This is a genomic window from Micrococcus sp. KT16, assembly GCF_003315015.1.
GTDB lineage: Bacteria > Actinomycetota > Actinomycetes > Actinomycetales > Micrococcaceae > Micrococcus > Micrococcus luteus.
In genome coordinates this window covers 36,355-59,673 of sequence record NZ_QNRG01000001.1, presented here as the reverse complement: position 1 = coordinate 59,673, position 23,319 = coordinate 36,355, and the positions used below count along the sequence as shown (strand labels likewise).

The following is a 23,319-nucleotide window of genomic DNA, read 5'->3' as shown; positions in this document are numbered from 1 at the left end:
AACGGCCCGGGGGTCGTCTCGCACCATCGGATCCCCACAGGGATGCGGGCGCGCGACGTCCTTGCACCTCTCATGAACGGAAGCACCTTCCATGAAGTACACGAAGCTCTCCGCTGCCGCGGCCCTGGCCGCCGGCTCGGCCCTCATCCTCTCCGCGTGCGCCCCGGGCGGCGGCAACGCAGGCGAATCCAGCAACGGCTCCGGCGCCGGCCAGGGCGGCGACTCGGGCGCCGGCAACGTCATCGAAGGGGACAAGGGCCAGAAGCTCACCGCCGAGGCCTCCGGGCCGGAGATGGCCGACCTGGGCGACGTCAAGACCCAGGACGGCTCCATCGCCTACTCGGTGGGCGCCGACGACTTCCTGTCCTACAACGGCCTGCAGTCGAACACGTACACCACGTACAACTCGGCCGTCGCGGACCGCATGTTCTCGTCCTTCTGGTACTTCGGCACCGACGGCTCGATCATCCCGAACGAGGACTTCGGCACGTACGAGAAGACCTCGGACGACCCGCTGACCGTGAAGTACACCATCAGCGACGACGCCAAGTGGTCCGACGGCACCCCCGTCACCGCCGGCGACTTCATCGTGCACTGGGCCGCGAACAACGACACGGTCAAGGCCGAGGGTTCCGAGACCCCGCTGTTCGACTCGATCTCCTTCGAGCAGGGCAAGTACATCCCGGAGGCGCCCGAGGGCGAGGCCGACGGCAAGGAGTTCACCGTCACCTACCCGGAGCCCTACGCGGACTGGGAGATCCTCATCAGCACCGCGCTGCCGGCGCACATCGTCGCCAAGGAGGCGGGCATGAGCTTCGAGGAGCTCGTCACCGCTGCGAAGGAGAAGGACGTCGAGGCGCTCACCCCGGCGGCCGAGTTCTGGAACGACGGCTGGGACTTCAGCCCCGGCGAGCTGCCGGACGCCTCGCTGGTGCCCTCCATGGGCCCCTACAAGTTCAAGGACGGCGGCTGGCAGGCCGGCCAGTCCATCACCCTCGAGGCCAACCCCGAGTACTGGGGCACCCCGCCGGCCACCAAGGAGCTCGTCCTCCGCTTCGCCGACCCGAAGACCCACGTGCAGGCCCTGCAGAACGGCGACCTCGACGTCATCGAGCCGCAGGCCACCGTGGACACCCTCCAGCAGCTCGAGGGCCTCGGCGACGACGTCAACGTCCAGACCGGTGACCAGCTGACCTGGGAGCACGTGGACTACAACCGCGGCGAGGGCTCGGTCTTCGCGGACTCCCCGGAGCTGCGCGAGGCCTTCGCCCTCTGCCTGCCCCGTCAGCAGATCGTGGACAACCTGATCAAGCCGATCTACGCGGACGCCCAGGTTATGAACGCCCGTGAGGTGTTCCCGTTCCAGGAGAACTACCAGGAGGTCGTGGACGCGGCCTACCCGGAGGAGATGGACCAGCCGAACATCGAGAAGGCCAAGGAGCTCGTCGAGAAGTCGGGCGTCTCCACGCCCACGGTCCGCCTCGGCTACCAGGCCGGCAACCAGCGTCGCACCGAGACCGTCGCGCTCATCAAGAGCTCCTGCGACCAGGCCGGCTTCGACGTGCAGGACACCAACTCGCCGGTGTTCTTCAAGGAGGTCATGCCGGCCGGTGACTACGACGCCGCCCTCTACGCCTGGGCCGGCTCGGGCCAGAAGGCCTCCGGCGCGAACATCTACCAGTCGGACGGCGCTCAGAACCAGCAGAGCTACAACAACCCCGAGGTGGACGCGGCCTGGGACAAGCTCGCCACCTCGCTGGACGAGGACGAGCAGCTGGAGCAGGTCAAGACCATCGAGAAGCTGCTCTGGGAGGACTTCCAGGCCATCCCGCTGTACGCTCACCCGGGTCTGGTCGGCCACAAGGCCGACGTCGCCAACGTGCGCGACACCGCCGCCCAGTCGGGTGCGCTGTGGAACGTGGAGCAGTGGGTCCGCGTCCAGGAGTGACGCCCCGCTGACCTCTGACCCGGCGGTCCGCCTCTCGCGGACCGCCGGCGTCGGGATCGAGGACAGAGCCCGGCCGGGCACCGGCCGGGCTCTGGCCGTGAACCGCGGCGAACCCGCACCCCTCCCTTTCCCTTGCACTCGCACGGAAGGTCACCCCCTGTTGTGCTGAAATTCATCCTCAAGCGCCTCGGCAGCTCCCTCCTGGTGCTGTTCGGCGCGTCGATCCTGCTCTTCTTCCTCGTGGCCCACTCGGGTGACCCCCTCCAGGACCTGCGAGAGTCACAGAACCCCAACCGCGAGACCCTCATCGCCGCCCGCACCGAATTCATGGGGCTGGACCAGCCCTGGTACGCCCGGTACTGGGACTGGCTCCAGGGCATCGGCGGCTGCGTCACCGGTCAGTGCGACCTCGGCCTCAGCCGGAACGGTCAGTCCGTCGCCGACCTGCTGAGCAACGCCGCGGCCTCCACGCTGCGCCTCGTGGTGCTCGCGACCGTCCTGGCGATCATCATCGGCATCGCGATCGGCATCGTCACCGCGATCCGCCAGTACTCCGGCCTCGACTACGTGGTCACGTTCCTGATCTTCCTCTTCTTCTCGCTGCCCGTGTTCTGGGCGGCCGTGCTCCTGAAGGAGTACATGGGGATCCGGTTCAACGACTGGATCCGCAGCCCCGAGCTGAACTGGCCCCTCCTCATCGGGGTCGCCGTCCTCGCGGGCCTGGTCCTGCAGGCCGTCATGGCGGGCGACCTCAGGCGGCGCGCCTTCACGTTCGGCGCCACCGCGGCGTTCATCCTGCTCGCCGGCTGGGTGCTGTTCGCCGTCGACTTCTGGCGGCATCCGCAGATGGGCCCGGTCGTGCAGCTGGTCATCGGCCTGGCCGCCGCCGTCGGCGCCACCGCGGTGATCTCCGGTCTGCGCAACCGATCGGTCCTCAAGGCGGCCCTGGTCACGGCCGCGATCGGCCTCGTCGCCTACTACGCCACCTACGGCCTGCTGTGGCGGACGCCGTCCGCACTGCTGCTGGCCGGCCTCGGCGTCATCCTCGTGCTGGTGGCCATCCTGGTGGGCCGCCTGCTCGGCGGCTTCTCCAAGGGCTCGGCCGTGTCCGCCTCGCTGGTGACCGCCCTGATCATGGGCGTGGCGATCGTGGCGGAACACCTGATGAACTACTGGCCGACCTTCCTGAAGGTCAAGCCGCGCCCGATCTCCACGATCGGCTCGGGCACCCCGAACCTGGACGCCCACTTCTGGGTGGTGTTCCTGGACCGCGGTGCGCAGCTTCTGCTGCCCACCATCCTGCTGACCATCATCTCGGTGGCCACGTACTCGCGGTACACGCGCTCCTCCATGCTCGAGGTCTCGCGCCAGGACTACATCCGCACCGCGCGCGCCAAGGGCCTGCCGGAGCGCCAGGTGATCCTGAAGCACGCGTTCCGCAACTCGCTGATCCCCATCACCACGATCATGGCCTTCGACTTCGCCGGCCTGATCGGCGGCGCCGTGATCACGGAGCAGGTGTTCGGCTGGAAGGGGATGGGCGAGCTGTTCGCCACCGGCCTGCACGACGTGGACCCCATGCCCGTGATGGCGTTCTTCCTCGTGACGGGCACCGCCGCCGTGCTGATGAACCTCGTGGCGGACGTGCTCTACGCCGTCCTCGACCCCCGGATTCGAGTGTGAGCCAGATGACCACCAACAACTCCTCGACGACGGGCGCGCAGCTCGACGAGAAGCAGATCTTCGACCTCGCGGAGGCGGAGGACGCCAAGCTCCGCGCCAAGGCCGGGAAGTCCTACTCCCAGGGCGCCCTGGTCCGCAAGCGGTTCTTCCGCCACAAGGCGGCGATGATCTCCCTGATCGTGCTGGTCTTCATCACGCTGATGGCGTTCTCCTCCATCGGCTTCGCCGGCATCCCCGGCTGGTGGGACAAGTCCTACACGGCCGCGGCCTCCGTGGTGAACGGCGGTCGCCCGACGCTGTCGGTCGTGCCGCAGTTCCTCGGCGGTGACGGCATCCGCTGGGGCGAGCACCCCTTCGGCCAGGACACCACGGGCAAGGACTACTTCGCCCTCGTGATGCGCGGCACCCAGCAGTCCATGATCATCGCGGCCATCGTGGGCCTGCTCTCCACCGTGATCGGCGCGATCGTCGGCGCCGTGTCCGGCTACTTCGGCGGCTGGGTCGACTCCGTGCTGATGCGCCTGACCGACCTGATCATCGTCATCCCGCTGCTCGTGCTCGCCGCGGTGCTCGGCCAGATGGCCAGCGGCATGAAGATGGGCATCCTCCCGCTCGCGGTGGTGCTCGGCCTCGTGTCCTGGACGTCCCTGGCCCGCCTCGTGCGCGGCGAGGTCCTGTCCCTGCGCGAGAAGGAGTTCGTGGCGGCCGCCGTCGCCATGGGCGCCAAGCCGGGCCGCCTGATCTTCAAGCACCTGCTGCCCAACACGATCGGCGTGATCGTCGTGAACGCGACGTTCGCCATCGCGGGCGCGGTGCTGCTGGAGACCTCGCTGTCCTTCCTCGGCTTCGGCGTGAAGGCGCCGGACTCGTCTCTGGGCCTGCTCATCTCCGACTATCAGAACGCGTTCACCACCCGTCCGTGGCTGTTCTGGTGGCCCGGCATGATCATCCTGGCGATCGCCCTGTCCGTGAACTTCCTCGGTGACGGCCTGCGCGACGCCTTCGACCCGCGCCAGGGTGCGGGCGCCCACCGCAGGCCCCGCTTCTTCGGCCGCCGCGCGGCCGCCACCGAGGCCGGTGCGACGACGGCGGGCGGTCTGGCCGCGGCCCCGACGGCCGGCCGGATCGAGGCCCCCGTGGAGGCGGCCGGCGGATCCGCACGGATCTCCGACGCGGACGAGGACGGTCAGCGATGAGCGCGAACGACAAGAAAGGCCGATCCATGTTCGGCAAGAAGAACCAGAACGACGTGACCGCCGGCGGGCAGGGCTCGCACGCGGCGTCGTCGGCCGACCTCGAGGCGCGCGGCGCCGCCGTGCCCGGCTCCTCCGGCGCCGGCGGCGTGCCTCCGGGCCCCGCGACGAGCGCGATGGGCGTCGTGGCCCGCCACGACGACCTGGGCGGCGAGCCGGTGCTCGCCTTCCGCGACGTGGACGTGAAGTTCGCGACCGAGTTCGGCGAGGTGCACGCGGTCAAGGGCGTGACGTTCGACGTCAAGCCCGGCGAGGTCGTCGCCCTCGTGGGCGAGTCCGGCTCCGGCAAGTCCGTCACGAGCGCCACCGCCATGGGCCTGCTCCCGGGCAATGCGGACATCACCGGCTCCGTGAAGCTGGCCGGCCGCGAGGTGCTCACCATGACCCCGGGGCAGCTGCGCGACATCCGCGGCGACGAGGTGGCGATGGTGTTCCAGGAGCCCATGACGGCCCTGAACCCCGTCCTCACCGTGGGCGACCAGCTCACGGAGGCCCTCGAGCTGCACGGCATCGCCTACGGCACCGAGGCGGACAAGCGCGCCGTCGAGCTGCTCACCATGGTGGGCATCCCCGACGCCGCCACCCGGCTCAAGCAGTACCCCCACCAGTTCTCGGGCGGCCAGCGCCAGCGCATCGTCATCGCGATGGCGATCAGCTGCTCGCCGAAGGTGATCATCGCGGACGAGCCCACCACGGCGCTCGACGTGACGGTCCAGGCCGAGATCCTGGAGCTGCTGCGCTCCCTGAAGAACAAGATGAACACCGGCATCCTGCTCATCACGCACAACATGGGCGTGGTGGCGGACATGGCGGACCGGGTGTGCGTGATGCTCCACGGCGAGCTCGTGGAGCAGGGCTCGGTGCACCAGGTGCTCCAGCACGCCCGGCACCCGTACACCCAGAAGCTGCTCTCGGCGGTGCCGCGCCTCGGCGAGCCCCTCGAGGTGGCGGAGCCGGAGCCGGTCACGGCCACGCAGACGCAGGCCCGGTACGCGATCGAGGCGGAGAACCTCCACCTCGAGTACGACCACCGCGGCAAGAAGAACCGCGTGGTCCACGACGTAAGCTTCCAGGTGGCCCCGGGCGAGATCCTGGGCCTGGTGGGCGAGTCCGGCTCGGGCAAGTCCACCATCGCCAAGTCGGTGCTCGGCCTGCTCACCATCGCGGAGGGCTCGCTGCGCATCCAGGGCCACGACCTGGCGACGATGCCCAAGGCCGAGCAGCGCGCCCTGCGCAAGAACATCGGCGTGGTCTTCCAGGACCCGGCGGCCTCGCTGGACCCGCGGTTCCCGATCGGCGACATCATCACCGAGCCGATGGTCGTGCACAAGGTGGGGGACCGGCGCTCGCGCCTGGCCCGCGCCGAGGAGCTGTTGGACGCGGTGCGTCTGCCGCGCTCCGTGGTGAACCGGTACCCGCACGAGCTCTCCGGCGGTCAGCGCCAGCGCATCTCCATCGCCCGCGCCCTGACCCTGGACCCCCAGGTGCTCATCGCGGACGAGCCGACCTCGGCCCTGGACGTGTCCGTCCAGGCCGCCGTGCTGGACATGTTCGCGGAGCTGCAGCAGCGCTACGAGTTCGCGTGCCTGTTCGTGTCCCACGACCTCGCGGTGGTGGACATGCTGGCCCACAAGGTGCTCGTCCTCAAGGACGGCCGCCAGGTGGAGCAGGGCCCCACGGAGGAGGTGCTCCACCGTCCGAAGGAGGAGTACACCCGTCGCCTCCTGGCGGCGGCGCCCGTGCCGGACCCGGACCAGCAGGCGGAGCGTCGCCAGGAGCGCCGCGAGTTCCTCGCCTCCCTCGGCGAGGGCGTCTACTGACCGCGCGGGTCGGCGGCGGGCGCGTCCCGCCGCCGACCCCGGGCCCACCGGCCCGCCTGTCCACGGCGGCCCCTGCGCGTACAATCGCACGGGGGCCGCCGTCGTCGTGTGCCTCCACCCCTTTGATGTCGAACCGGACAGGACGCCCATGACCTCGACCGAAACCCGCCGCTCCGATCTGCGCAACGTGGCCATCGTGGCCCACGTGGACCATGGCAAGACCACGTTGGTGGACGCCATGCTGCGCCAGACCGGTGCCTTCAACACGCACGGCGACGTCGCCGAGCGGGTCATGGACTCCGGGGACCTGGAGAAGGAGAAGGGGATCACGATCCTCGCCAAGAACACCACGGTGTTCTACTCCGGCCCGTCCGCCCCCGAGGGCGAGACCGTCACCATCAACGTGATCGACACCCCCGGCCACGCCGACTTCGGCGGCGAGGTGGAGCGCGGCCTGTCCATGGTGGACGGCGTCGTGCTCCTCGTGGACTCCTCCGAGGGCCCGCTGCCCCAGACCCGCTTCGTGCTCCGCAAGGCCCTCGCGGCCAAGCTGCCCGTGATCCTTGTGGTCAACAAGACGGACCGCCCCGACGCGCGCATCGACGGGGTCGTCTCCGACTCCATGGACCTGCTGCTCGGCCTGGCCTCGGACCTGGCCGAGGAGGACCCGGACCTGGACCTCGACTCGGTGCTGGACGTCCCCGTCGTCTACGCCTCGGGCAAGGCCGGCCGCGCCTCCCTGACCCAGCCCGCCGACGGCGCCCTGCCGGAGGCCGAGGACCTCGAGGCCCTCTTCAACGTGATCATGGAGCACATCCCGGCCCCGTCCTACACCGAGGGCGAGGTCCTCCAGGCGCACGTCACCAACCTGGACGCCTCCCCGTTCCTCGGCCGCCTCGCGCTGCTGCGCATCTTCAACGGCACCCTTCGCAAGGGCCAGCAGGTCGCGTGGGCCCGCCAGGACGGCGCCCTGAAGACCGTGAAGATCACCGAGCTGCTGGCCACCAAGGGCCTCGGGCGCGTGCCCGCGGAGGAGGCCGGCCCGGGCGAGATCGTCGCCGTCGCCGGCATCGAGGACATCATGATCGGCGAGACCCTCACCGACGCGGAGAACCCGAAGCCGCTGCCGCTGATCACGGTGGACGACCCGGCCATCTCCATGACCGTGGGCATCAACACCTCCCCGCTGGCCGGCCGCGTCAAGGGCGCCAAGGTCACGGCCCGCCAGGTGAAGGACCGCCTGGACAAGGAGCTGATCGGCAACGTCTCGCTCAAGGTGCTCCCCACCGAACGCCCGGATGCGTGGGAGGTGCAGGGCCGCGGCGAGCTCGCCCTGGCCATCCTCGTGGAGCAGATGCGCCGCGAGGGCTTCGAGCTCACCGTGGGCAAGCCGCAGGTGGTCACCCGAACCGTGGACGGCAAGGTCCACGAGCCGATGGAGCGCATGACCATCGACATCCCCGAGGAGTTCATGGGCGCGGTCACGCAGCTCATGGCCGCCCGCAAGGGCCGCATGCAGGAGATGTCCAACCACGGCACGGGCTGGATCCGCATGGAGTTCCTGGTCCCGGCCCGCGGCCTGATCGGCTTCCGCACCCGCTTCCTCACCGAGACCCGCGGCGCGGGCATCGCCTCCTCCTACGCGGCCGGCTACGAGCCGTGGACCGGTGAGATCGAGTACCGCACCAACGGCTCCCTCGTGGCCGACCGGGCGGGCTCCGCCACGCCGTTCGCCATGATCAACCTGCAGGAGCGCGGCACCTTCTTCGTGCAGCCGGGCGCCGAGGTGTACGAGGGCATGATCGTGGGCGAGAACTCGCGCGCCGACGACATGGACGTGAACATCACCAAGGAGAAGAAGCTCACCAACATGCGTGCGGCCTCCTCCGAGTCGTTCGAGGGCCTGACGCCCCCGCGCCGGCTCACCCTGGAGGAGTCCCTCGAGTTCGCCCGCGAGGACGAGTGCGTGGAGATCACCCCCGAGGACATCCGCATCCGCAAGGTCGTCCTGGACGCCAATGAGCGCCTGAAGGCCGCGCGCGCCCGCGCCCGTGCCTGAGCGTCCCCGCCGCCGCGCCCGGCCCGCCGACGTGGTGGGCGGGGCGTTGCTCGGCGTCGTCGCCGGCGCGCTCGGCACCGCCGTCCATCTGAACCTGGCCTCCCTGCCGGGCGGCTGGACCCTGCCCTGGGGTGCGGTGCTGGCGCTTGTGCTCGTGGGCTCGACACAGCGCTGGTGGATGGTCCGACGCGCGGGCCGCGGCGGGCGCGCCCTGCCGGCGGGGGCCGCGGTCGTCGCCGGCGCGTTCACCGCCGTCCTGGCCCTGCAGCGCCTGCCGGTGGACGACGCCCTGGGGTTGTCCTGGACGGCCGGCCTGTGGGCGGCGGCGCCGGGCGCCGTCGTCGCCTCCGTGGCCTGGAACGTCGGCCAGCCGGCGCTCGGTATGGTCCTGTTGGCCGCGGGCCGGCGGCTGGACCGCCGACCCGCGGAGGCCGCCGAGGCCGCCACGCGCCCCCGCCGGGCCACTGTGACCGCCCGCGAAACGCGTCCGGGGGAGCGAGTACCCTGGACCGCAGCCCCGCAACCCCGTGCCCAGAGAGAGGTGGACGGTCAGCCATGACCTACGTGATCGCGTTGCCGTGTGTGGACGTCAAGGACAAGGCGTGCATCGACGAATGCCCCGTGGACTGCATCTACGAGGGTGAGCGCATGCTCTACATCCACCCGGACGAGTGCGTCGACTGCGGTGCGTGCGAGCCGGTGTGCCCCGTCGAGGCCATCTACTACGAGGACGACACCCCGGACGAGTGGGCCGAGTACTACAAGGCCAACGTCGAGTTCTTCGACGACCTGGGCTCCCCGGGCGGCGCCGCCAAGCTGGGCATGATCGCCAAGGACCACCCGATCATCTCCGCCCTGCCCCTGCAGAACGCCGACGCCTGAGCCCCATGCTGACGCTGCCGGACTACCCGTGGGACACGCTCACCCCCTACCGCGAGCGTGCCGCCGCCCACCCGGACGGTGTCGCGGACCTGTCCATCGGCACGCCCGTGGATCCGACGCCGGCGCTGATCCGCCGGGCCCTGACCGAGGCCGCCGACGCGCACGGCTACCCGACGACGCACGGCACGGACGCCCTGCGCCGCGCGGTCGTCGACTGGTACGCCCGGCGCCGCGGGGTGTCCGGGCTGGACCCGGCGGCCGTGGTGCCCACGGTCGGGTCCAAGGAGTTCATCGCGTGGCTGCCCACGCTGCTCGGGCTGGGTGCAGGCGACGTCGTCGTCCACCCCGAGGCCGCCTACCCCACCTATGCGGTGGGCGCGCTGCTGGCCGGGGCGGAGGCCGTGGCCGCGGACGACCTCGACGCGCTGGCGCCCGAGGTGCGTGAGCGGGTGCGCCTCGTGTGGACCAACTCGCCGGCCAACCCCACCGGTGCCGTGCTGGACGCCGCGGCGCTGCGCCGCACGGTCGACGCCGCCCGTGGCGTGGGCGCCGTGGTGTGCGGGGACGAGTGCTACGCCGAGCTCGGCTGGGACGCGTGGGACGGGGCCGTCGTGCCCTGCATCCTGTCCGACGAGGTCTCCGGCGGCGACCTGACGGGCCTGCTGAGCGTCTACTCGCTGTCCAAGCAGTCCAACCTCGCCGGCTACCGCGCCGCGTTCGCCGCGGGGGATCCGCAGCTCGTGGCGACCCTGGTCAACACCCGCAAGCACGCGGGCATGATCGTGCCGGCCCCGGTGCAGCATGCGATGGCCGTGGCCCTGGCCGACGACGCGCACGTCGCGGAGCAGAAGGACCGCTACCGCCGCCGTCGGGACGCGCTGCGCACCGCGCTGGAGGCCTCCGGCCACACGGTGGACCACTCCGAGGCGGGGCTGTACCTGTGGACCCGGCGGGCGGACCTGGACCCGGCCGACGCCACGGCGCAGGACTCGTGGGACCTGCTGGGCGACCTGGCGGACCTGGGCATCATCGCCGGGCCCGGCGTGTTCTACGGTGCCGGCGGCGACGGCTACGTCCGCGTGGCGATCACCGCCACGGACGAGGCGGTCGCCCGGGCCGCGGCGAGACTCACGGCCCGCGGGCCGCGGACCGGCTGAGCCGGGGTCGGGGGCCGTCGTCGGGGGAAGCGACCGCGCGTCCCGGGCCGGTCCTTGATAGTTTGGAGCAGAGTCGTCCCCGCGTGGGCGCGCCCACATGGGCGTGCGAACCCGGGCCATCGAGAAGACAAGACGAGGGAGCACACCCGTGACCCATCACGAGTCCGTCCGGCTGACCGTCGGCGAGCAGAGCCTGGACCTGGGCGTCGAGTACGCCACAGAGGGCAACAACGGCATCAACATCGCCCCGCTCCTGAAGGAGACCGGCGACGTCACCTACGACCCGGGCTTCATGAACACGGCGAACGCCAAGTCGGCCGTCACGTTCATCGACGGCGACCAGGGCATCCTGCGCTACCGCGGCTACGCCATCGAGGACCTCGCCGAGCACTCCTCGTTCATGGAGGTGGCCTACCTGCTGATCTACGGTGAGCTGCCCGAGTCCAAGGAGACCCTGGAGGCCTGGGAGACCAACATCCTGCGCCACAACATGGTGCACGAGGACCTCAAGCTGTTCTTCAACGGCTTCCCGCGGGACGCGCACCCCATGCCGGTGCTGTCCTCCTCCGTGTCCGGGCTGTCCACGTTCTACCCGGACTCCCTGGACCCGCACGATCCGGAGCAGGTCCACATCTCCACCGTGCGTCTGCTGGGCAAGCTGCCGGTGCTGGCCTCCTACGCGTTCAAGAAGTCGCTGGGCCAGCCGTTCATGTACCCGCACAACTCGCTGAACTACGTGGAGAACTTCCTCCGCCTGTGCTTCGGCGTGCCGGCCGAGGAATACGACATCGACCCGGACGTGGTCAAGGCCCTCGACCTGCTGCTCATGCTGCACGCGGACCACGAGCAGAACGCCTCCACCTCGACGGTGCGCCTGGTCGGCTCCACCCAGGCCAACCTGTTCGCCTCGGTGTCCGCCGGCATCAACGCCCTCTACGGCCCGCTGCACGGTGGCGCCAACGAGGCCGTGCTGAACATGCTCCGGAAGATCAAGTCGGAGGGCATCACGCCCGAGGACTTCATGGAGAAGGTGAAGAACAAGGAGGACGGCGTCCGTCTGATGGGCTTCGGGCACCGCGTGTACAAGAACTACGACCCGCGGGCCAAGATCATCAAGAAGACCGCCGAGGACATCCTGGGCAAGATGGGCGGCAACGACGAGCTGCTGGAGATCGCCCAGCGTCTCGAGGAGAAGGCCCTCGCCGACGACTACTTCGTGGAGCGCAAGCTCTACCCGAACGTCGACTTCTACACCGGCGTGATCTACAAGGCCATGGGCTTCCCGGAGAAGATGTTCACCGTCCTCTTCGCCCTGGGCCGCCTGCCCGGCTGGATCGCCCAGTGGCGCGAGCTCATGGAGGACCCGGCCACCAAGATCGGCCGCCCGCGCCAGATCTACGTGGGCGAGCAGCTGCGCCAGTACCCGCAGCGCTGACCCGGGGGCGCTGACCCTGCGTTTGGGGGCGGTTTCGGGTGGTATTCCGACGGAATACCACCCGAAACCGCCCCCAATGCGTTCGCCGGAGCGTCTTCATGTCGAGGCGGAGTGGCCGAGGCGGCGTCGGACCACCGCGACGACGCCACGGAAGTCCTCGCGCCCATCGGCCCAGGTGACGCGGAGCGTCGTCCAGCCGCGCGCCTGGCCGTAGCGGTCCCGGCGGGCGTCGCGCGCCTGCTGCTCCCGCGTGCGGTGCCCGGCACCGTCGTACTGCAGGGCCAGGCGCACGTGGCGGTAGGCGAGGTCGGCCACGGGGGAGAAGGGGTCCTCGGGTTCGAGCGCGGCCTGCAGCCCCGGCTCCGGCAGCCCGCCGGCCACGAGGGCGAGGCGCAGGCGGGTCTCGGGCGGCGAGTCCGCCCCGACGCGAACGGAATCCAGCGCCTCCCGGGCGGCCGGGCGGCCGTGGAAGCGTCCGGACGCGTGCAGCGCCGACCGCAGCGCGGCGATCGTGGTGGCCGGATCCGTCCGGCCCGCGGGCGTCCACGGGTGCCGGACGGCGTGGTCCCCGGCGGCCACGAGGTCCTCGAACGTCCACGGGGGAGTCAGGGAGCACAGGTCCAGCCAGGTGCGATCGACCGTGGTGACGCGCAGGCCGTGCACGTGCGTGACGAACTCGGGCGCCAGCGGCCGCCGGTGGTCCATCAGACCAGCCCGCCGGACGCGTCGTGTCCCCCGGGCCACGGTGAGGTGAACCGGCGGGTCGACGTCGAGCTCGCCGGTCGCCGGGTCGCGCCGCCGCCAGGCACGCGCGGGCATCGGCAGACCGTGCAGGTGGGCCGCGGTCTCGTGGGAGAGGACGGCATCCGGGCGTCGGCGCAGAAGCGCGGCAAGGTGATCGGGGGAGAAGCCGTGCCCGGGCTCGGGCAGGCCCAGGTCGGCCCATCCCGTGCCAGGGTGCGCCCGCTGCCGGTGGAAGCCCTGTCCGACCCGCTCCAGGTCCGACCGGCGGGCGCGGTCGGGCGGCAGCCCCAGTCGGGCCAGGTCCGTGGCCAACAGGACGGCGGGCTGGTCGGGCGGCAGAGGAGTCACGACGCGCGGCATGCACCCATCGGACGACGCCGGCGGGGCGCCCGGGGCGCGCTGGCCGCGGCACGGGGATGACGCGCGGGGCGGGCGCTGCTGTGCAGGAGCCGACGGCCCGCGCCGCGTGCCGCCGTCGTCGCCCCGCCCCCGGACCGCCGTGGAGCTCCGGGGGCGATAGTGGGCGTTATCCCGACGGGATACCACCGGAAATCGCCCCCAAACGCGGCGCGGAGGGAAGGGTCGCGGGCTGGCAGCCGGGTGCGCCGGGTCAGTTCGCGTGCAGCGCCGCGTTCAGTTCGACGGTCCGGCCGGCGCGGGGGAGGGCCTCGACCCCGCCCGTGGTGGAGTTGCGGCGGAACAGCAGGTTCGGCACGCCGGAGAGGTCCACGGCCTTCACGGTCCGCGCCGCCTCGCCGTCCTGCAGCACGCTCACGCGCGTGCCTGCGGTGACGTACAGACCGGCCTCGACCACGCAGTCGTCGCCGACGGAGATGCCCACGCCGGAGTTCGCGCCGAGCAGCACGTGCTCGCCGATCACGATCCGCTGGGTGCCGCCGCCGGAGAGCGTGCCCATGATGGACGCGCCGCCTCCGACGTCGGACCCGTCGCCCACCACGACTCCGGCCGAGATCCGGCCCTCCACCATCGAATGCCCCAGGGTGCCCGCGTTGAAGTTCACGAAGCCCTCGTGCATCACGGTCGTCCCCTCGGCCAGGTGGGCGCCCAGGCGCACCCGGTCCGCGTCGCCGATGCGCACCCCGGAGGGCACGACGTAGTCCGTCATGCGCGGGAACTTGTCCACGCCGTACACCTGCACGGCGCCGCGGGCACGCAGCCTCGCCCGCGTCAGCTCGAAGTCCGCGACCGCGCAGGGTCCGTGGTTCGTCCACACCACGTTGGTGAGCAGCCCGAAGACGCCGTCGAGGTTGAGCTCGTTCGGCCGCACCAGGCGGTGCGAGAGCACGTGCAGGCGCAGCCACGCGTCCGCGGTGGAGGCCGGGGCGGCGTCCAGGTCGACCTCCAGCTCGACGACGGCCTGCGTGGTCCCGCGGTCCGCGTCGTCCGCGGCGAGGGCGCGCAGGGTGTCGCGCAGCGAGGCGTCCGCAGCGGAGAGCGGACCGGCCACGGGCGCGGGGAACCACACGTCCAGGACGGCGCCGTCGGCGGCCGTGGTGGCCAGGCCGTGGCCGGAGACGAGACGGGGGGAGGGCTGCTGTGCAGCGGTCTGGGTCATGCGCCTCAGCCTAATGAGCGGCCGGGGCACGCTGCAGGGCGGCGAGAGGCCCGTCCGTAGACTGGACACATGAGTCTCACCCCCGTGCCCCTGCCCGACCTCGCCGATCCGGACCTCGACGTCGCGGCGCTCACCGCCATCCTGCTGGACGTGCGCTCCGTCTCGGGGGAGGAGGGGCCGCTGGCCGACGCCGTCGAGCAGGCCCTGCGCGCCCTCGGCGGCCTCGAGGTGCGGAGGTTCGGGGACGCCGTCGTCGCCCGCACCGCTCTGGGGCGGCCGACCCGCGTGATCCTGGCCGGGCACCTGGACACGGTGCCCCTGCCCACCGTGCCGGGCTCGCGCGGGACCGTGCCCTCGGCGTGGGACGGGGACGTGCTGTACGGCCGCGGGGCCGTGGACATGAAGTCCGGCGTCGCCGTGCAGCTGGCCCTGGCCGGCCGCTTCGGCCGCGCGGACGGCCCGACCCCCGTGCACGACGTCACGTGGGTGTTCTACGACCACGAGGAGGTCTCCTCGGACCTGTCGGGCCTCGCCCGCGTGGCCCGCCAGGCCCCCGAGCTGCTGGAGGGCGACTTCGCGGTGCTGCTCGAGCCGACCGACGGCGTCGTGGAGGGCGGCTGCAACGGCACGTGCCGGTACCGCGTCACCTTCTCCGGTGTCGCGGCGCACTCGGGCCGCGCCTGGCGCGGCGACAACGCGATCCACAAGCTGGCCCCCGTGCTCACCGCCCTGGCGGCGTACGAGCCGGCCACGGTCACGGTGGAGGGCCTGGAGTACCGCGAGGGGCTGCACGCGATCCGCGTGGCCGGCGGCGTCGCGGGCAACGTCATCCCGGACGAGGCGTCCGTGGACCTGAACTACCGGTTCGCTCCGGACAAGACCCTCGACCAGGCCCACGCGCACGTGCGCGCGGTGCTGGAGGGGGCCGGCGTGGACTGGGACGCCCAGGTGCGGATCGACGACGCCTCGCCCGCCGCCCGCCCCGGTCTGGACCGGCCGGCCGCCGCCGCGTTCGTCGCCGCCGTCGGGGGAGAGCCCCAGCCCAAGTACGGGTGGACGGACGTGGCCCGGTTCTCCCAGCTGGGCGTGCCCGCGGTCAACTTCGGCCCCGGCGACGCCCTCCTGGCCCACACGGACGACGAGCACGTGCCCCGCGAGGCGGTCCACGCGTGCCTCGCGGCGCTCACGGCCTGGCTGGCCGGCTGACCCGACGACGTCGGCCGGTGCCAGCCGCCCGACCTGCGGGCCCGCCTCGCCCGCCGCCCGGTCAGCCCGCCGTGTCCGTGGGCGCCCCGACGCGCGGGGTCGTGGGGGCGCTGGCGTCGCCAGCCGTCCGCGACGACAGCCGCCGCGAGAGCCGGGTGGCCGCCCAGGTGAGGAGGAAGTTGATCACGATGAAGATCATCGCGGCCACCACGAGGGACTGCAGGATGTTGCCGTTGCCGGAGCCGAGCTGGCGGGCGTACTGCAGGAGTTCGAAGAAGCCGATGAGGTAGCCCAGCGCCGAGTCCTTGAGGATCACCACGAACTGGCTCAGCAGCGACGGCAGCATGGCGATGAGGGCCTGAGGCACCTCCACGAGCCGCAGGGACTGCATGCTCGTCATGCCCACCGCCGCGGCCGCCTCGCGCTGGCCGCGCGGCAGCGAGCGCACCCCGGAGCGCACCAGCTCCGCGATCACAGACCCGTTGTACAGGGTCAGCGCCGCGATCACCGCGTAGTACGGGCCGTCCTGGGGCTGGATCGCCCCGGTGCGCGCGACCTGTGCGAACAGCTGGTAGAAGAACACCATCATCACGAGCACCGGCACGGCCCGGAAGAACTCCACGACGACGGCGGCCAGCCAGCGCACCGGGCCGACCGGGGCCAGCCGCAGGAAGCCGAACACCAGGCCGAACACCACGGAGGAGACCACGGCGATGCCCGCGGACTGCAGGGTGAACTGCAGGCCCGGCAGGTAATAGTTCCGCCACGCGTTGCCGTCGACGGCGGCCAGCCAGCGGCGGCCGGAGAGCTGGCCGGTGGCGTTCATCTGGATCAGGACGAGCACCGCCACGGTCAGGACCGCGGCGAGGGCGACGAGGTTGGCGAGGAGGATCCGCCGGCGGGCGATCGGGCCCGGGGCGTCGAAGAGGACGGAGGCCTGGGCGCTCATCGGGCCACCGCCCATTTCTCCGAGGCCCACGTGGTCAGCAGGCCGATGGGGATGACGATCAGGCAGAAGCCGATCGCGAAGGTCAGGAAGATCGCCACCATCACGTCCGGGCTGAACTCGATCATGCGCTTCATCAGGCCCGAGGCCTCCGCCACCGACGCCGCGGCGGCGACGGTGGTGTTCTTGGTCAGCGCGATCACGGTGTTGCCCAGCGGGGTGATGGCCCCGCGCAGCGCCTGGGGCAGGATCACGTGGCGGGCCGCGGGCAGGAAGCCCAGGCCGATGGAGCGGGCGGCCTCGGCCTGCCCGAGCGGGACGGTGTTGACGCCGGAGCGGATCGCCTCGCACATGAACGCCGCGTGGTAGAGCGAGAGTGCGATCACGGCGTAGATGAAGAAGTTCAGCGTGAAGTCGGACGAGAAGCTGACCTTCAGCTGCCCCCAGACGGCGAGCACGCCGAGCAGCATGATGATCGTCAGCGGGGTGTTGCGGACCACGTTGACGTAGCCGGTGCCGAGGGCGCGCAGCGAGGGGACGGGCGAGATGCGGAACAGGGCGAGCACCACGCCGAGGACGAACGAGCCGAGGGTCGCGAGGAACGCGAGCCTGATGTTCGTCCAGAACGCGAGCGGGATGTCCGCGCCGTAGTCCGCGAGGAGCGAGGAGATCGATTCCATGTCTTCTCCGAGGGTCGGGACAGGGCTGACGGGCAGGGGAGCCGCCGGGCGGGCCGAGGGCGACGGCTCAGGTCACGTCCTCGGCCCACCCGGCCGCGGGGCTGTCAGGCGCAGGGCTCGAACTCGGCGTCCTCGCCGGAGTTCAGCGTCTCGTCGTAGGTGTAGCCCGTGCCCTCGGTGTTGGACTCGAGGGCCTTCTTCCACTCGCCGGAGTCCTTCATCTCCTGGATGGCCTCGTTGATGTCCTCGCAGCGCTCCGAGTCCTTCGGCAGGCCGACGCCGTAGCGCTCCGTGGTGAAGGTGTTGCCGACGACCTTGAACTTGCCCTTGTTGGCGTCGGCGGCGGCCAGGCCCGCGAGGATGATGTCGTCCGTGGTCACGGCGTCCACCTGGCCGGACTCGAGGTAGGTCACGCATTCGGCGTAGCCGCCCTGCTCCACCAGGTTCACGCCGGAGGCGAACTGGTCCTTGATCTTCTGGGCCGAGGTGGAGCCGGTGACGGAGCAGAGGTTCTTCCCGTCGAGGGCCTCGGGGCCGGTGATCGCGGTGTCGTCCGCGCGGACCAGCAGGTCCTGGCCGGCCACGAAGTACGGGCCCGCGAAGTCGACGCGCTCCTTGCGGGCGTCCGTGATGGAGTACGTCGCGAAGATCATGTCGACCTCGCCGTTCTCCAGGGCGTTCTCCCGGTTCGCGGACGGGGTCTGGACCCACTCGATGTCCTTCTCGGCCACGCCGAGCTTGTCCGCCACGTAGCGGGCCACGTCCGTGTCGAAGCCGGTGGGCTGGGCCGAGCCCTCGCGGTAGCCCAGGCCCGGCTGGTCGAACTTGATGCCGATGCGCAGGCGCTCGCCGGAGCCGGACGACGTCGACTCGCCGGCCGAGGACGAGCCGGCGGCGTCGCCACCGCCGCCCTGCGACGAGGAGGGGGCGCAGGCGGTGAGGGACAGCGCGGCCGCGGCGGTGACGGCGGACAGGGTCAGGAGCTTCGTGCGGAGCATGGTGCTCTCCTCTGGTTCGGTGCGGTGGGGTGCGACGGGGGACGGGGTCAGTGCGCGAGGATCTTGCCCAGGAAGTCCTGGGCGCGCTCGTGTCGGGGGTTCGTGAAGAAGGTGTCGGGGTCGGTGTCCTCGAGGATGGCGCCGTCGGCCATGAAGACCACGCGGTCCCCGGCCTTGCGGGCGAAGCCCATCTCATGGGTGACCACGACCATGGTCATGCCGCCCTCGGCGAGCTGGACCATGACGTCGAGGACCTCCTGCACCATCTCGGGGTCGAGGGCGGAGGTCGGCTCGTCGAAGAGCAGGGCCTTCGGCTCCATCGCCAGGGCGCGGGCGATGGCCACGCGCTGCTGCTGCCCGCCGGAGAGCTGGGCCGGCATCTTCCTGGCCTGGGCGGCCACGCCCACGCGCTCGAGCAGCTCCATGGCGTGCCGCTCGGCGTCCGCCCGGCGCTTGCCCTTCACCTTGATGGGCCCGAGGGTCACGTTCTCCAGGATCGACTTGTGCGCGAAGAGGTTGAAGGACTGGAAGACCATGCCGATCTCGGCGCGCAGCTGGGCAAGCTGCCTGCCCTCGATGGGGAGCGGCCGTCCGTCGATCAGGATGCGGCCGCCGTCGTCGTCGATGGTCTCGAGCCGATTGATCGTGCGGCACAGCGTCGACTTGCCGGAGCCGGACGGGCCGAGGACGATCGCCACCTGGCCGCGCGGGATCCGCAGGTCGATCTGCTTCAGGGCGTGGAAGTCGCCGAAGTGCTTGTTGACGCCCTCGAGGACGATCAGGTCATCGCCCGCAGCACCGCGACGGCGCCGCACACCGGCCTCGTCGGGGAGGTGGGCGCCGTGGGGCTGCTCAGGCGTGATCTGCGTCATGCCAGTGGAATATAGCGCACGTCACACCCGGTGCGGTGCGCCGTGGGACGCCGGCCCTGGCGGCCCGCCGGCTCGTTAGGCTGGCGCCATGGCCCCACATGAGCACCCCTCGGGCGGCGACGTCGCCGCCGCGCGCCAGCGCGTCCGCCACGGCGGGCAGGTCCTGCGCGGGGACGCGGCACACACCCCCACGTTCGACCAGCTCCTCCTCGACGGCCGGCGGCCCGGCGACGACGCACGCCCCGCCGCCGACGTCGCCTCGACGACGTCCGAGGCCTGGCGTGTCCTGCGCATCCAGGCCGAGTTCGTCGAGGGCTTCGGCACCCTCGCGGGGCTGGGTCCCGCGGTCTCCGTGTTCGGCTCCGCGCGCACGCCCGAGGGCAGCGCCGAGTACGCCCTGGCCCACGAGGTCGGGACCCGCCTGGCCCAGGCCGGGTACACGGTCATCACCGGCGGGGGGCCCGGCACCATGGAGGCCGCCAACCGGGGCGCCCACGAGGCCGGTGGAGAGTCCGTGGGCCTGGGCATCGAGCTGCCGTTCGAGACCGGTCTGAACCCCTGGGTGCACGTGGGGGTGGACTTCCGCTACTTCTTCGTCCGCAAGGTCATGTTCCTCAAGTACGCGCAGGGGTTCATCGTGCTGCCCGGCGGCCTCGGCACCCTGGACGAGCTCTTCGAGGCCCTCACCCTCGTGCAGACCGGCACCGTCACCCGCTTCCCCGTGGTCCTCGTGGACCGCGGCTTCTGGGGTCCGCTCGTGGACTGGATCCGCGGCACGCTCGTGGAGCGCGGCATGATCTCGCCCGAGGACCCGGACCTCTTCCACCTCGTGGACACGGCCGAGGAGGCCGTCGCGTGCGTGCTCCGCTCGGCGGGGAGGGCCGACGCGTGAGCGGGCCGCAGTGGATCGTCCTCGTGGCCGTGCTCGTCGTCGTGCTGGCGGCCCTGGCCGCCGCCCTCGCGGGCCGGCTCACGCTCCGGGCCGACGACCCGGCCGGACGGATGCCCGGGCACCCCGTGCTGCTGCCGGAGCGGCCGCGCGCGGCGGATGTGGACCTGCTGCGGCTGGCCGTCGCGGTGCCCGGCTACCAGCGGGACCAGGTGGACGCCGTCCTGCTGCGGCTGCGGGACGCCCTCGCGGAACGCGAGGACGAGGCGACCGCGCTGCGGGCCCGGGTGGCCGAGCTCGAGGCCGCCGACCCCTCCCGGGGCGATCCGGCGGGGTACGCCTGAGTCGCGGGCCGGGCTCGGTGCGGGCCATCGTTTGGCGCGCGCACGCGGAATCCGCGATAATGGTGATGTGACCGGCCTCGCGCACGCCCGCGTGCGGGGGCGCCGGAGGCGTCCGGACAGCGCCCGCTCCCGCGGTCACCGGACGCCGTGACGGGAACATCATCCAGAAGGGAAGTCGCAATGGCCGCCATGAAGCCCCGCACCGGGGACGGTCCCATGGAAGTGACCAAGGAGGGGCGCAGCCTGATCATGCGCGTGCCGATCGACGGCGGCGGCCGTCTCGTGCTGGAGATCAACGCGGACGAGGCCCGCGAGCTCAAGGAGTGCCTCGAGGGCGTCATCCAGGCCTGAGCCCGGACCCCTTCGACGCGGACGCCCCGCGCACCGTCACGGTGCGCGGGGCGTCCGCGTCCCCGGCGACGCCGCGGATCAGCGGCGCACCGCGATCAGCACGCCCGTGCCGGAGGGGACGACGGCGGACAGCCAGTGCTCGTCCTCCCGGATGAGGCGGTCCACCGCCCGGGCGGACACGGTGGACTCGTCGCGCACGGCGGGCCGGGGAACGCGGTCCCCGTCGAGGGCGTCCACCACGACGAGCACGCCGCCGGGGGCGAGCATGCGCGCGGCCTGCTCGACGTCGAACTGACGCGCGGCCGGGTCCCCGTCCACCAGGACCATCTCATAGGCGCCGCTCGTGAGCCGGGGGAGGACGAGCCGGGAGCGCCCCGTGATCATGCGGGTGCGGCTCGTGGGCAGGCGGGCCTCCGAGAACGCCTCGCGGGCCGCGCGCTGGGCCTCCGCGTCCGGGTCCACGGTGGTGAGGACCGTGCGCTCGGGCAGACCGCGCATCAGGGCGAGGCCCGAGACGCCGGCGCCCGTGCCCACCTCCACGACCGCCGCGGGGGCACGCGTGGCCGCCAGCACCGTCAACAGGGCCGCCGTCCCCTCGCTCACCGGCGGCACGTCCAGCTCGGCGGCGCGCTCGCGGGCGCGCAGGACGACGTCGTCCTCGGTGGCCCGGCTCTCCGACCAGGCCCAGGACGCGTGCTTGTCGGTGGGCTGGGGCTGCAGGGCGCTCATGGCTGACTCCGGGACGACGACGACGGGACCTCGCCCGCGGCACGGGCGACGCGGGCCAGTGTACGGGCCGGCACGCGGCCGCGACCCAGTGTTCTCCCAGGAGGCGGGCCGATGATGGGACACGGCACGAACCGGCTCCCGCCGTGTGGGAGGCCGGTCGCCGGGCCGAGGACGCGAGGACCGAGGAGGTGGCCGCATGGGACGTCGACACACCCAGCGCCACATGGACGCCTACCTCGAGGGCTCCCTCCCCGCCGCGTCCCGGGCGCGCATCGCCCGCCACCTGGACCGCTGCCCCGAGTGCCGCGCCACCGTCCAGGCCCGGGCCCGCGTGCTCGACGCCGCCCGCACGGTGCACCAGCGTCCGGCCGGCGCCGTCGTCGCCCCGGTGCTGCGCGCCCGCGGGGTCTCCGGCCGCCTCGTGGTGGGGCTGCTGACCTTCGTCGTCCTGCTCGGCGGGCTGTTCACCGCGGTCTGGGTGGCCGGCGCGCCCCGCACCGCGGCCCTGCGCACGGCCCCGACCCCGACGGACACCGTCGCCCTGCCGGCGGCCGGGACCGCGTCGACGGACCGGCGCGGCACCGTCGCGGAGCTGCGGGGTCAGGGCTGGACGGTGCCCTCCCTCGTGGGGGCCGGCCTGGAGCCGCTCACCGTCGACACCGCCCAGACGGCCGAGGACGTGGAGGTCGTCGTCGGCTGGGGCCGGGACGAGCCGACCGTGACCGTCCGTGAGTGCCGACCCCGGATCGTGGGAGCCGCCCCGGAGGGCTGTGCCTCGACCGCGCCCCTGAGCACGGGGGCACAGGAGCGTCGGCTGGCCGGCGGCGGCGTCTACCGGATCGTCCCGGCGGGGGAGCAGGACGGCTGGACGGCCGAGCTGACCACGCCCCAGGCCGCCTACCGCGTGGAGGCCAGCCTGCCGGACGAGCGCGCCGACGCCGTCCTCACCCACCTGCTGGTCTCCGAGCGGGCGCGGGTGCTCGAGCTGGGCGGCGGTGACGCCGTCGAGGAACGCCTCGAGCGCGGCCTCGAACGCATCGCGGACGCTGTGCCGCGCCCCCGCGGCTGAGCCGCCCCGCCCCCGCGGCTCCGGGCTGTGGGGCGGTGCCGCTCTAGTAGAGTTCGGAGGGTGTTTGGTATCAACGGCGGCGAGTTCATCATCTTGGCGGTGCTCGCGATCGTCATCCTCGGGCCGGAGAAGCTCCCCGAGTACACGCGCGCCTTCACCGACTGGCTGCGCGTCATGCGCGACAAGGCCGAGGGTGCCAAGGCGCAGTTCAAGGAGGAGACCGGCACGGACTTCGACGAGGTGGACTGGCGCAAGTACGACCCCCGCCAGTACGACCCGCGCCGCATCATCCGCGACGCGCTCCGCGAGCCTGCCGGCGGCTCGTCCACGCCCGCGTCCCGGGCGGCGCAGGCGACGGGCATCAGCGCCGAGGACGTGCACGGCGGCCTCACCCGCCAGGACCTGGCGGACATGGATCCGCGCACGCTCTTCCGCCGCCCCGCCGGGGCCGGCAGCACCGCCGCCGCGGAGTCCGGTGCCGCCGCACAGACCCGGTCGACCGCGCCCGCCGCGGGGGCGGCCGCCGTGGGCGGCGCCGCCGCAGCCCTGATGGCCTCCGGCCGCGCCGAGGCCCTCGCCGAGGAGCGTCCTGCCGCCGTGGAGACCGAACCGGACCCCCTCGAGCTGCTCGGGCTGGCGCCCGCCCCCTTCGACGTCGACGCGACCTGACGCCGTCGC

The 23,319-nt window shown here is 72.2% G+C and carries 22 protein-coding genes; 15 read left to right on the top strand and 7 right to left on the bottom strand.

The genetic code is table 11. From position 1 onward, the window contains the following. Positions 1–91: 91 nt before the first annotated feature. The 9 genes from DE149_RS00250 to DE149_RS00210 all read left to right on the top strand — a co-directional run bounded on the left by DE149_RS00250 (position 92) and on the right by DE149_RS00210 (position 12,237). Positions 92–1,948 carry an ABC transporter family substrate-binding protein gene (locus tag DE149_RS00250; protein WP_113913740.1) on the top strand — a complete coding sequence of 619 codons (1,857 nt, stop codon included), beginning with the start codon at positions 92–94 and terminating at the stop codon, positions 1,946–1,948. Between the two features lie 162 nt (positions 1,949–2,110). Further along, positions 2,111–3,631, top strand: a complete 1,521-nt coding sequence (locus tag DE149_RS00245) for an ABC transporter permease (RefSeq protein WP_049147577.1) — start codon at positions 2,111–2,113, stop codon at positions 3,629–3,631. A gap of 5 nt (positions 3,632–3,636) precedes the next feature. Continuing rightward, positions 3,637–4,827, top strand: coding sequence for an ABC transporter permease (locus DE149_RS00240; protein ID WP_098094718.1), 1,191 nt, complete (start codon positions 3,637–3,639; stop codon positions 4,825–4,827). Next, on the top strand, positions 4,824–6,704 hold the full coding sequence (locus tag DE149_RS00235; RefSeq protein WP_073117068.1) for an ABC transporter ATP-binding protein: 1,881 nt from the start codon (positions 4,824–4,826) through the stop codon (positions 6,702–6,704). The genes DE149_RS00240 and DE149_RS00235 overlap by 4 nt, the downstream gene beginning before the upstream one ends. A gap of 148 nt (positions 6,705–6,852) precedes the next feature. Beyond that, positions 6,853–8,763, top strand: a complete 1,911-nt coding sequence (gene typA, locus DE149_RS00230; RefSeq protein ID WP_113913739.1) for a translational GTPase TypA — start codon at positions 6,853–6,855, stop codon at positions 8,761–8,763. Next, positions 8,756–9,322: a hypothetical protein gene (locus DE149_RS00225; protein WP_113913738.1), complete on the top strand. Its 567-nt coding sequence runs from the start codon at positions 8,756–8,758 to the stop codon at positions 9,320–9,322. Before typA ends, DE149_RS00225 begins: the two co-directional genes overlap by 8 nt. Further along, positions 9,319–9,645 (top strand): ferredoxin, encoded by a 327-nt coding sequence (gene fdxA / locus DE149_RS00220; protein ID WP_002855160.1) that lies wholly within the window; start codon positions 9,319–9,321, stop codon positions 9,643–9,645. Before DE149_RS00225 ends, fdxA begins: the two co-directional genes overlap by 4 nt. A gap of 5 nt (positions 9,646–9,650) precedes the next feature. Then, on the top strand, positions 9,651–10,802 hold the full coding sequence (dapC, locus tag DE149_RS00215) for a succinyldiaminopimelate transaminase (RefSeq protein WP_095347501.1): 1,152 nt from the start codon (positions 9,651–9,653) through the stop codon (positions 10,800–10,802). A gap of 148 nt (positions 10,803–10,950) precedes the next feature. Further along, complete coding sequence (locus DE149_RS00210; protein WP_101965978.1) at positions 10,951–12,237, top strand: citrate synthase; 1,287 nt, start codon at positions 10,951–10,953, stop codon at positions 12,235–12,237. 96 nt (positions 12,238–12,333) lie between these two features. On the opposite strand, the gene DE149_RS00205 is transcribed toward DE149_RS00210, so the two are convergent. Continuing rightward, a complete protein-coding gene (locus DE149_RS00205; protein WP_036382671.1) occupies positions 12,334–13,341 on the bottom strand; it encodes a DUF559 domain-containing protein in 1,008 nt (335 codons plus the stop codon). 250 nt (positions 13,342–13,591) lie between these two features. Continuing rightward, the gene (dapD, locus tag DE149_RS00200; protein ID WP_036382673.1) at positions 13,592–14,557 is read right to left on the bottom strand and encodes a 2,3,4,5-tetrahydropyridine-2,6-dicarboxylate N-succinyltransferase; all 966 of its coding nucleotides are present in this window, start codon (positions 14,555–14,557) and stop codon (positions 13,592–13,594) included. A 69-nt stretch (positions 14,558–14,626) separates the two neighbouring features. Between dapD and dapE the strand changes: the two genes are divergently transcribed. Then, entirely contained in the window at positions 14,627–15,763 is a 1,137-nt protein-coding gene (gene dapE / locus DE149_RS00195; RefSeq protein WP_113913737.1) for a succinyl-diaminopimelate desuccinylase, read from the top strand. Positions 15,764–15,824: 61 nt separating this feature from the next. On the opposite strand, the gene DE149_RS00190 is transcribed toward dapE, so the two are convergent. From DE149_RS00190 to DE149_RS00175, 4 genes are all read right to left on the bottom strand, one after another. Then, positions 15,825–16,712, bottom strand: coding sequence for an amino acid ABC transporter permease (locus DE149_RS00190; RefSeq protein WP_113913736.1), 888 nt, complete (start codon positions 16,710–16,712; stop codon positions 15,825–15,827). Beyond that, positions 16,709–17,389, bottom strand: coding sequence for an amino acid ABC transporter permease (locus DE149_RS00185; RefSeq protein ID WP_036382677.1), 681 nt, complete (start codon positions 17,387–17,389; stop codon positions 16,709–16,711). The genes DE149_RS00190 and DE149_RS00185 overlap by 4 nt, the downstream gene beginning before the upstream one ends. A gap of 104 nt (positions 17,390–17,493) precedes the next feature. Next, entirely contained in the window at positions 17,494–18,387 is an 894-nt protein-coding gene (locus DE149_RS00180; RefSeq protein ID WP_036382679.1) for a glutamate ABC transporter substrate-binding protein, read from the bottom strand. Positions 18,388–18,434: 47 nt separating this feature from the next. Further along, positions 18,435–19,169 (bottom strand): amino acid ABC transporter ATP-binding protein, encoded by a 735-nt coding sequence (locus tag DE149_RS00175; protein ID WP_199489682.1) that lies wholly within the window; start codon positions 19,167–19,169, stop codon positions 18,435–18,437. 178 nt (positions 19,170–19,347) lie between these two features. On the opposite strand from DE149_RS00175, the gene DE149_RS00170 reads away from it, so the two are divergent. From DE149_RS00170 to DE149_RS00160, 3 genes are all read left to right on the top strand, one after another. Then, positions 19,348–20,151 carry a TIGR00730 family Rossman fold protein gene (locus tag DE149_RS00170; RefSeq protein WP_044659404.1) on the top strand — a complete coding sequence of 268 codons (804 nt, stop codon included), beginning with the start codon at positions 19,348–19,350 and terminating at the stop codon, positions 20,149–20,151. After that, a complete protein-coding gene (locus tag DE149_RS00165; RefSeq protein ID WP_036382707.1) occupies positions 20,148–20,492 on the top strand; it encodes a hypothetical protein in 345 nt (114 codons plus the stop codon). Before DE149_RS00170 ends, DE149_RS00165 begins: the two co-directional genes overlap by 4 nt. Before the next feature lie 180 nt (positions 20,493–20,672). Further along, the gene (locus tag DE149_RS00160; RefSeq protein ID WP_002855133.1) at positions 20,673–20,843 is read left to right on the top strand and encodes a DUF3117 domain-containing protein; all 171 of its coding nucleotides are present in this window, start codon (positions 20,673–20,675) and stop codon (positions 20,841–20,843) included. A gap of 78 nt (positions 20,844–20,921) precedes the next feature. On the opposite strand, the gene DE149_RS00155 is transcribed toward DE149_RS00160, so the two are convergent. Next, positions 20,922–21,572, bottom strand: coding sequence for an O-methyltransferase (locus tag DE149_RS00155; protein ID WP_036316483.1), 651 nt, complete (start codon positions 21,570–21,572; stop codon positions 20,922–20,924). 196 nt (positions 21,573–21,768) lie between these two features. Between DE149_RS00155 and DE149_RS00150 the strand changes: the two genes are divergently transcribed. Next, complete coding sequence (locus DE149_RS00150) at positions 21,769–22,641, top strand: anti-sigma factor (protein WP_036382685.1); 873 nt, start codon at positions 21,769–21,771, stop codon at positions 22,639–22,641. A 60-nt stretch (positions 22,642–22,701) separates the two neighbouring features. After that, the gene (locus tag DE149_RS00145; RefSeq protein ID WP_113913735.1) at positions 22,702–23,310 is read left to right on the top strand and encodes a twin-arginine translocase TatA/TatE family subunit; all 609 of its coding nucleotides are present in this window, start codon (positions 22,702–22,704) and stop codon (positions 23,308–23,310) included. Positions 23,311–23,319 lie beyond the last annotated feature (9 nt).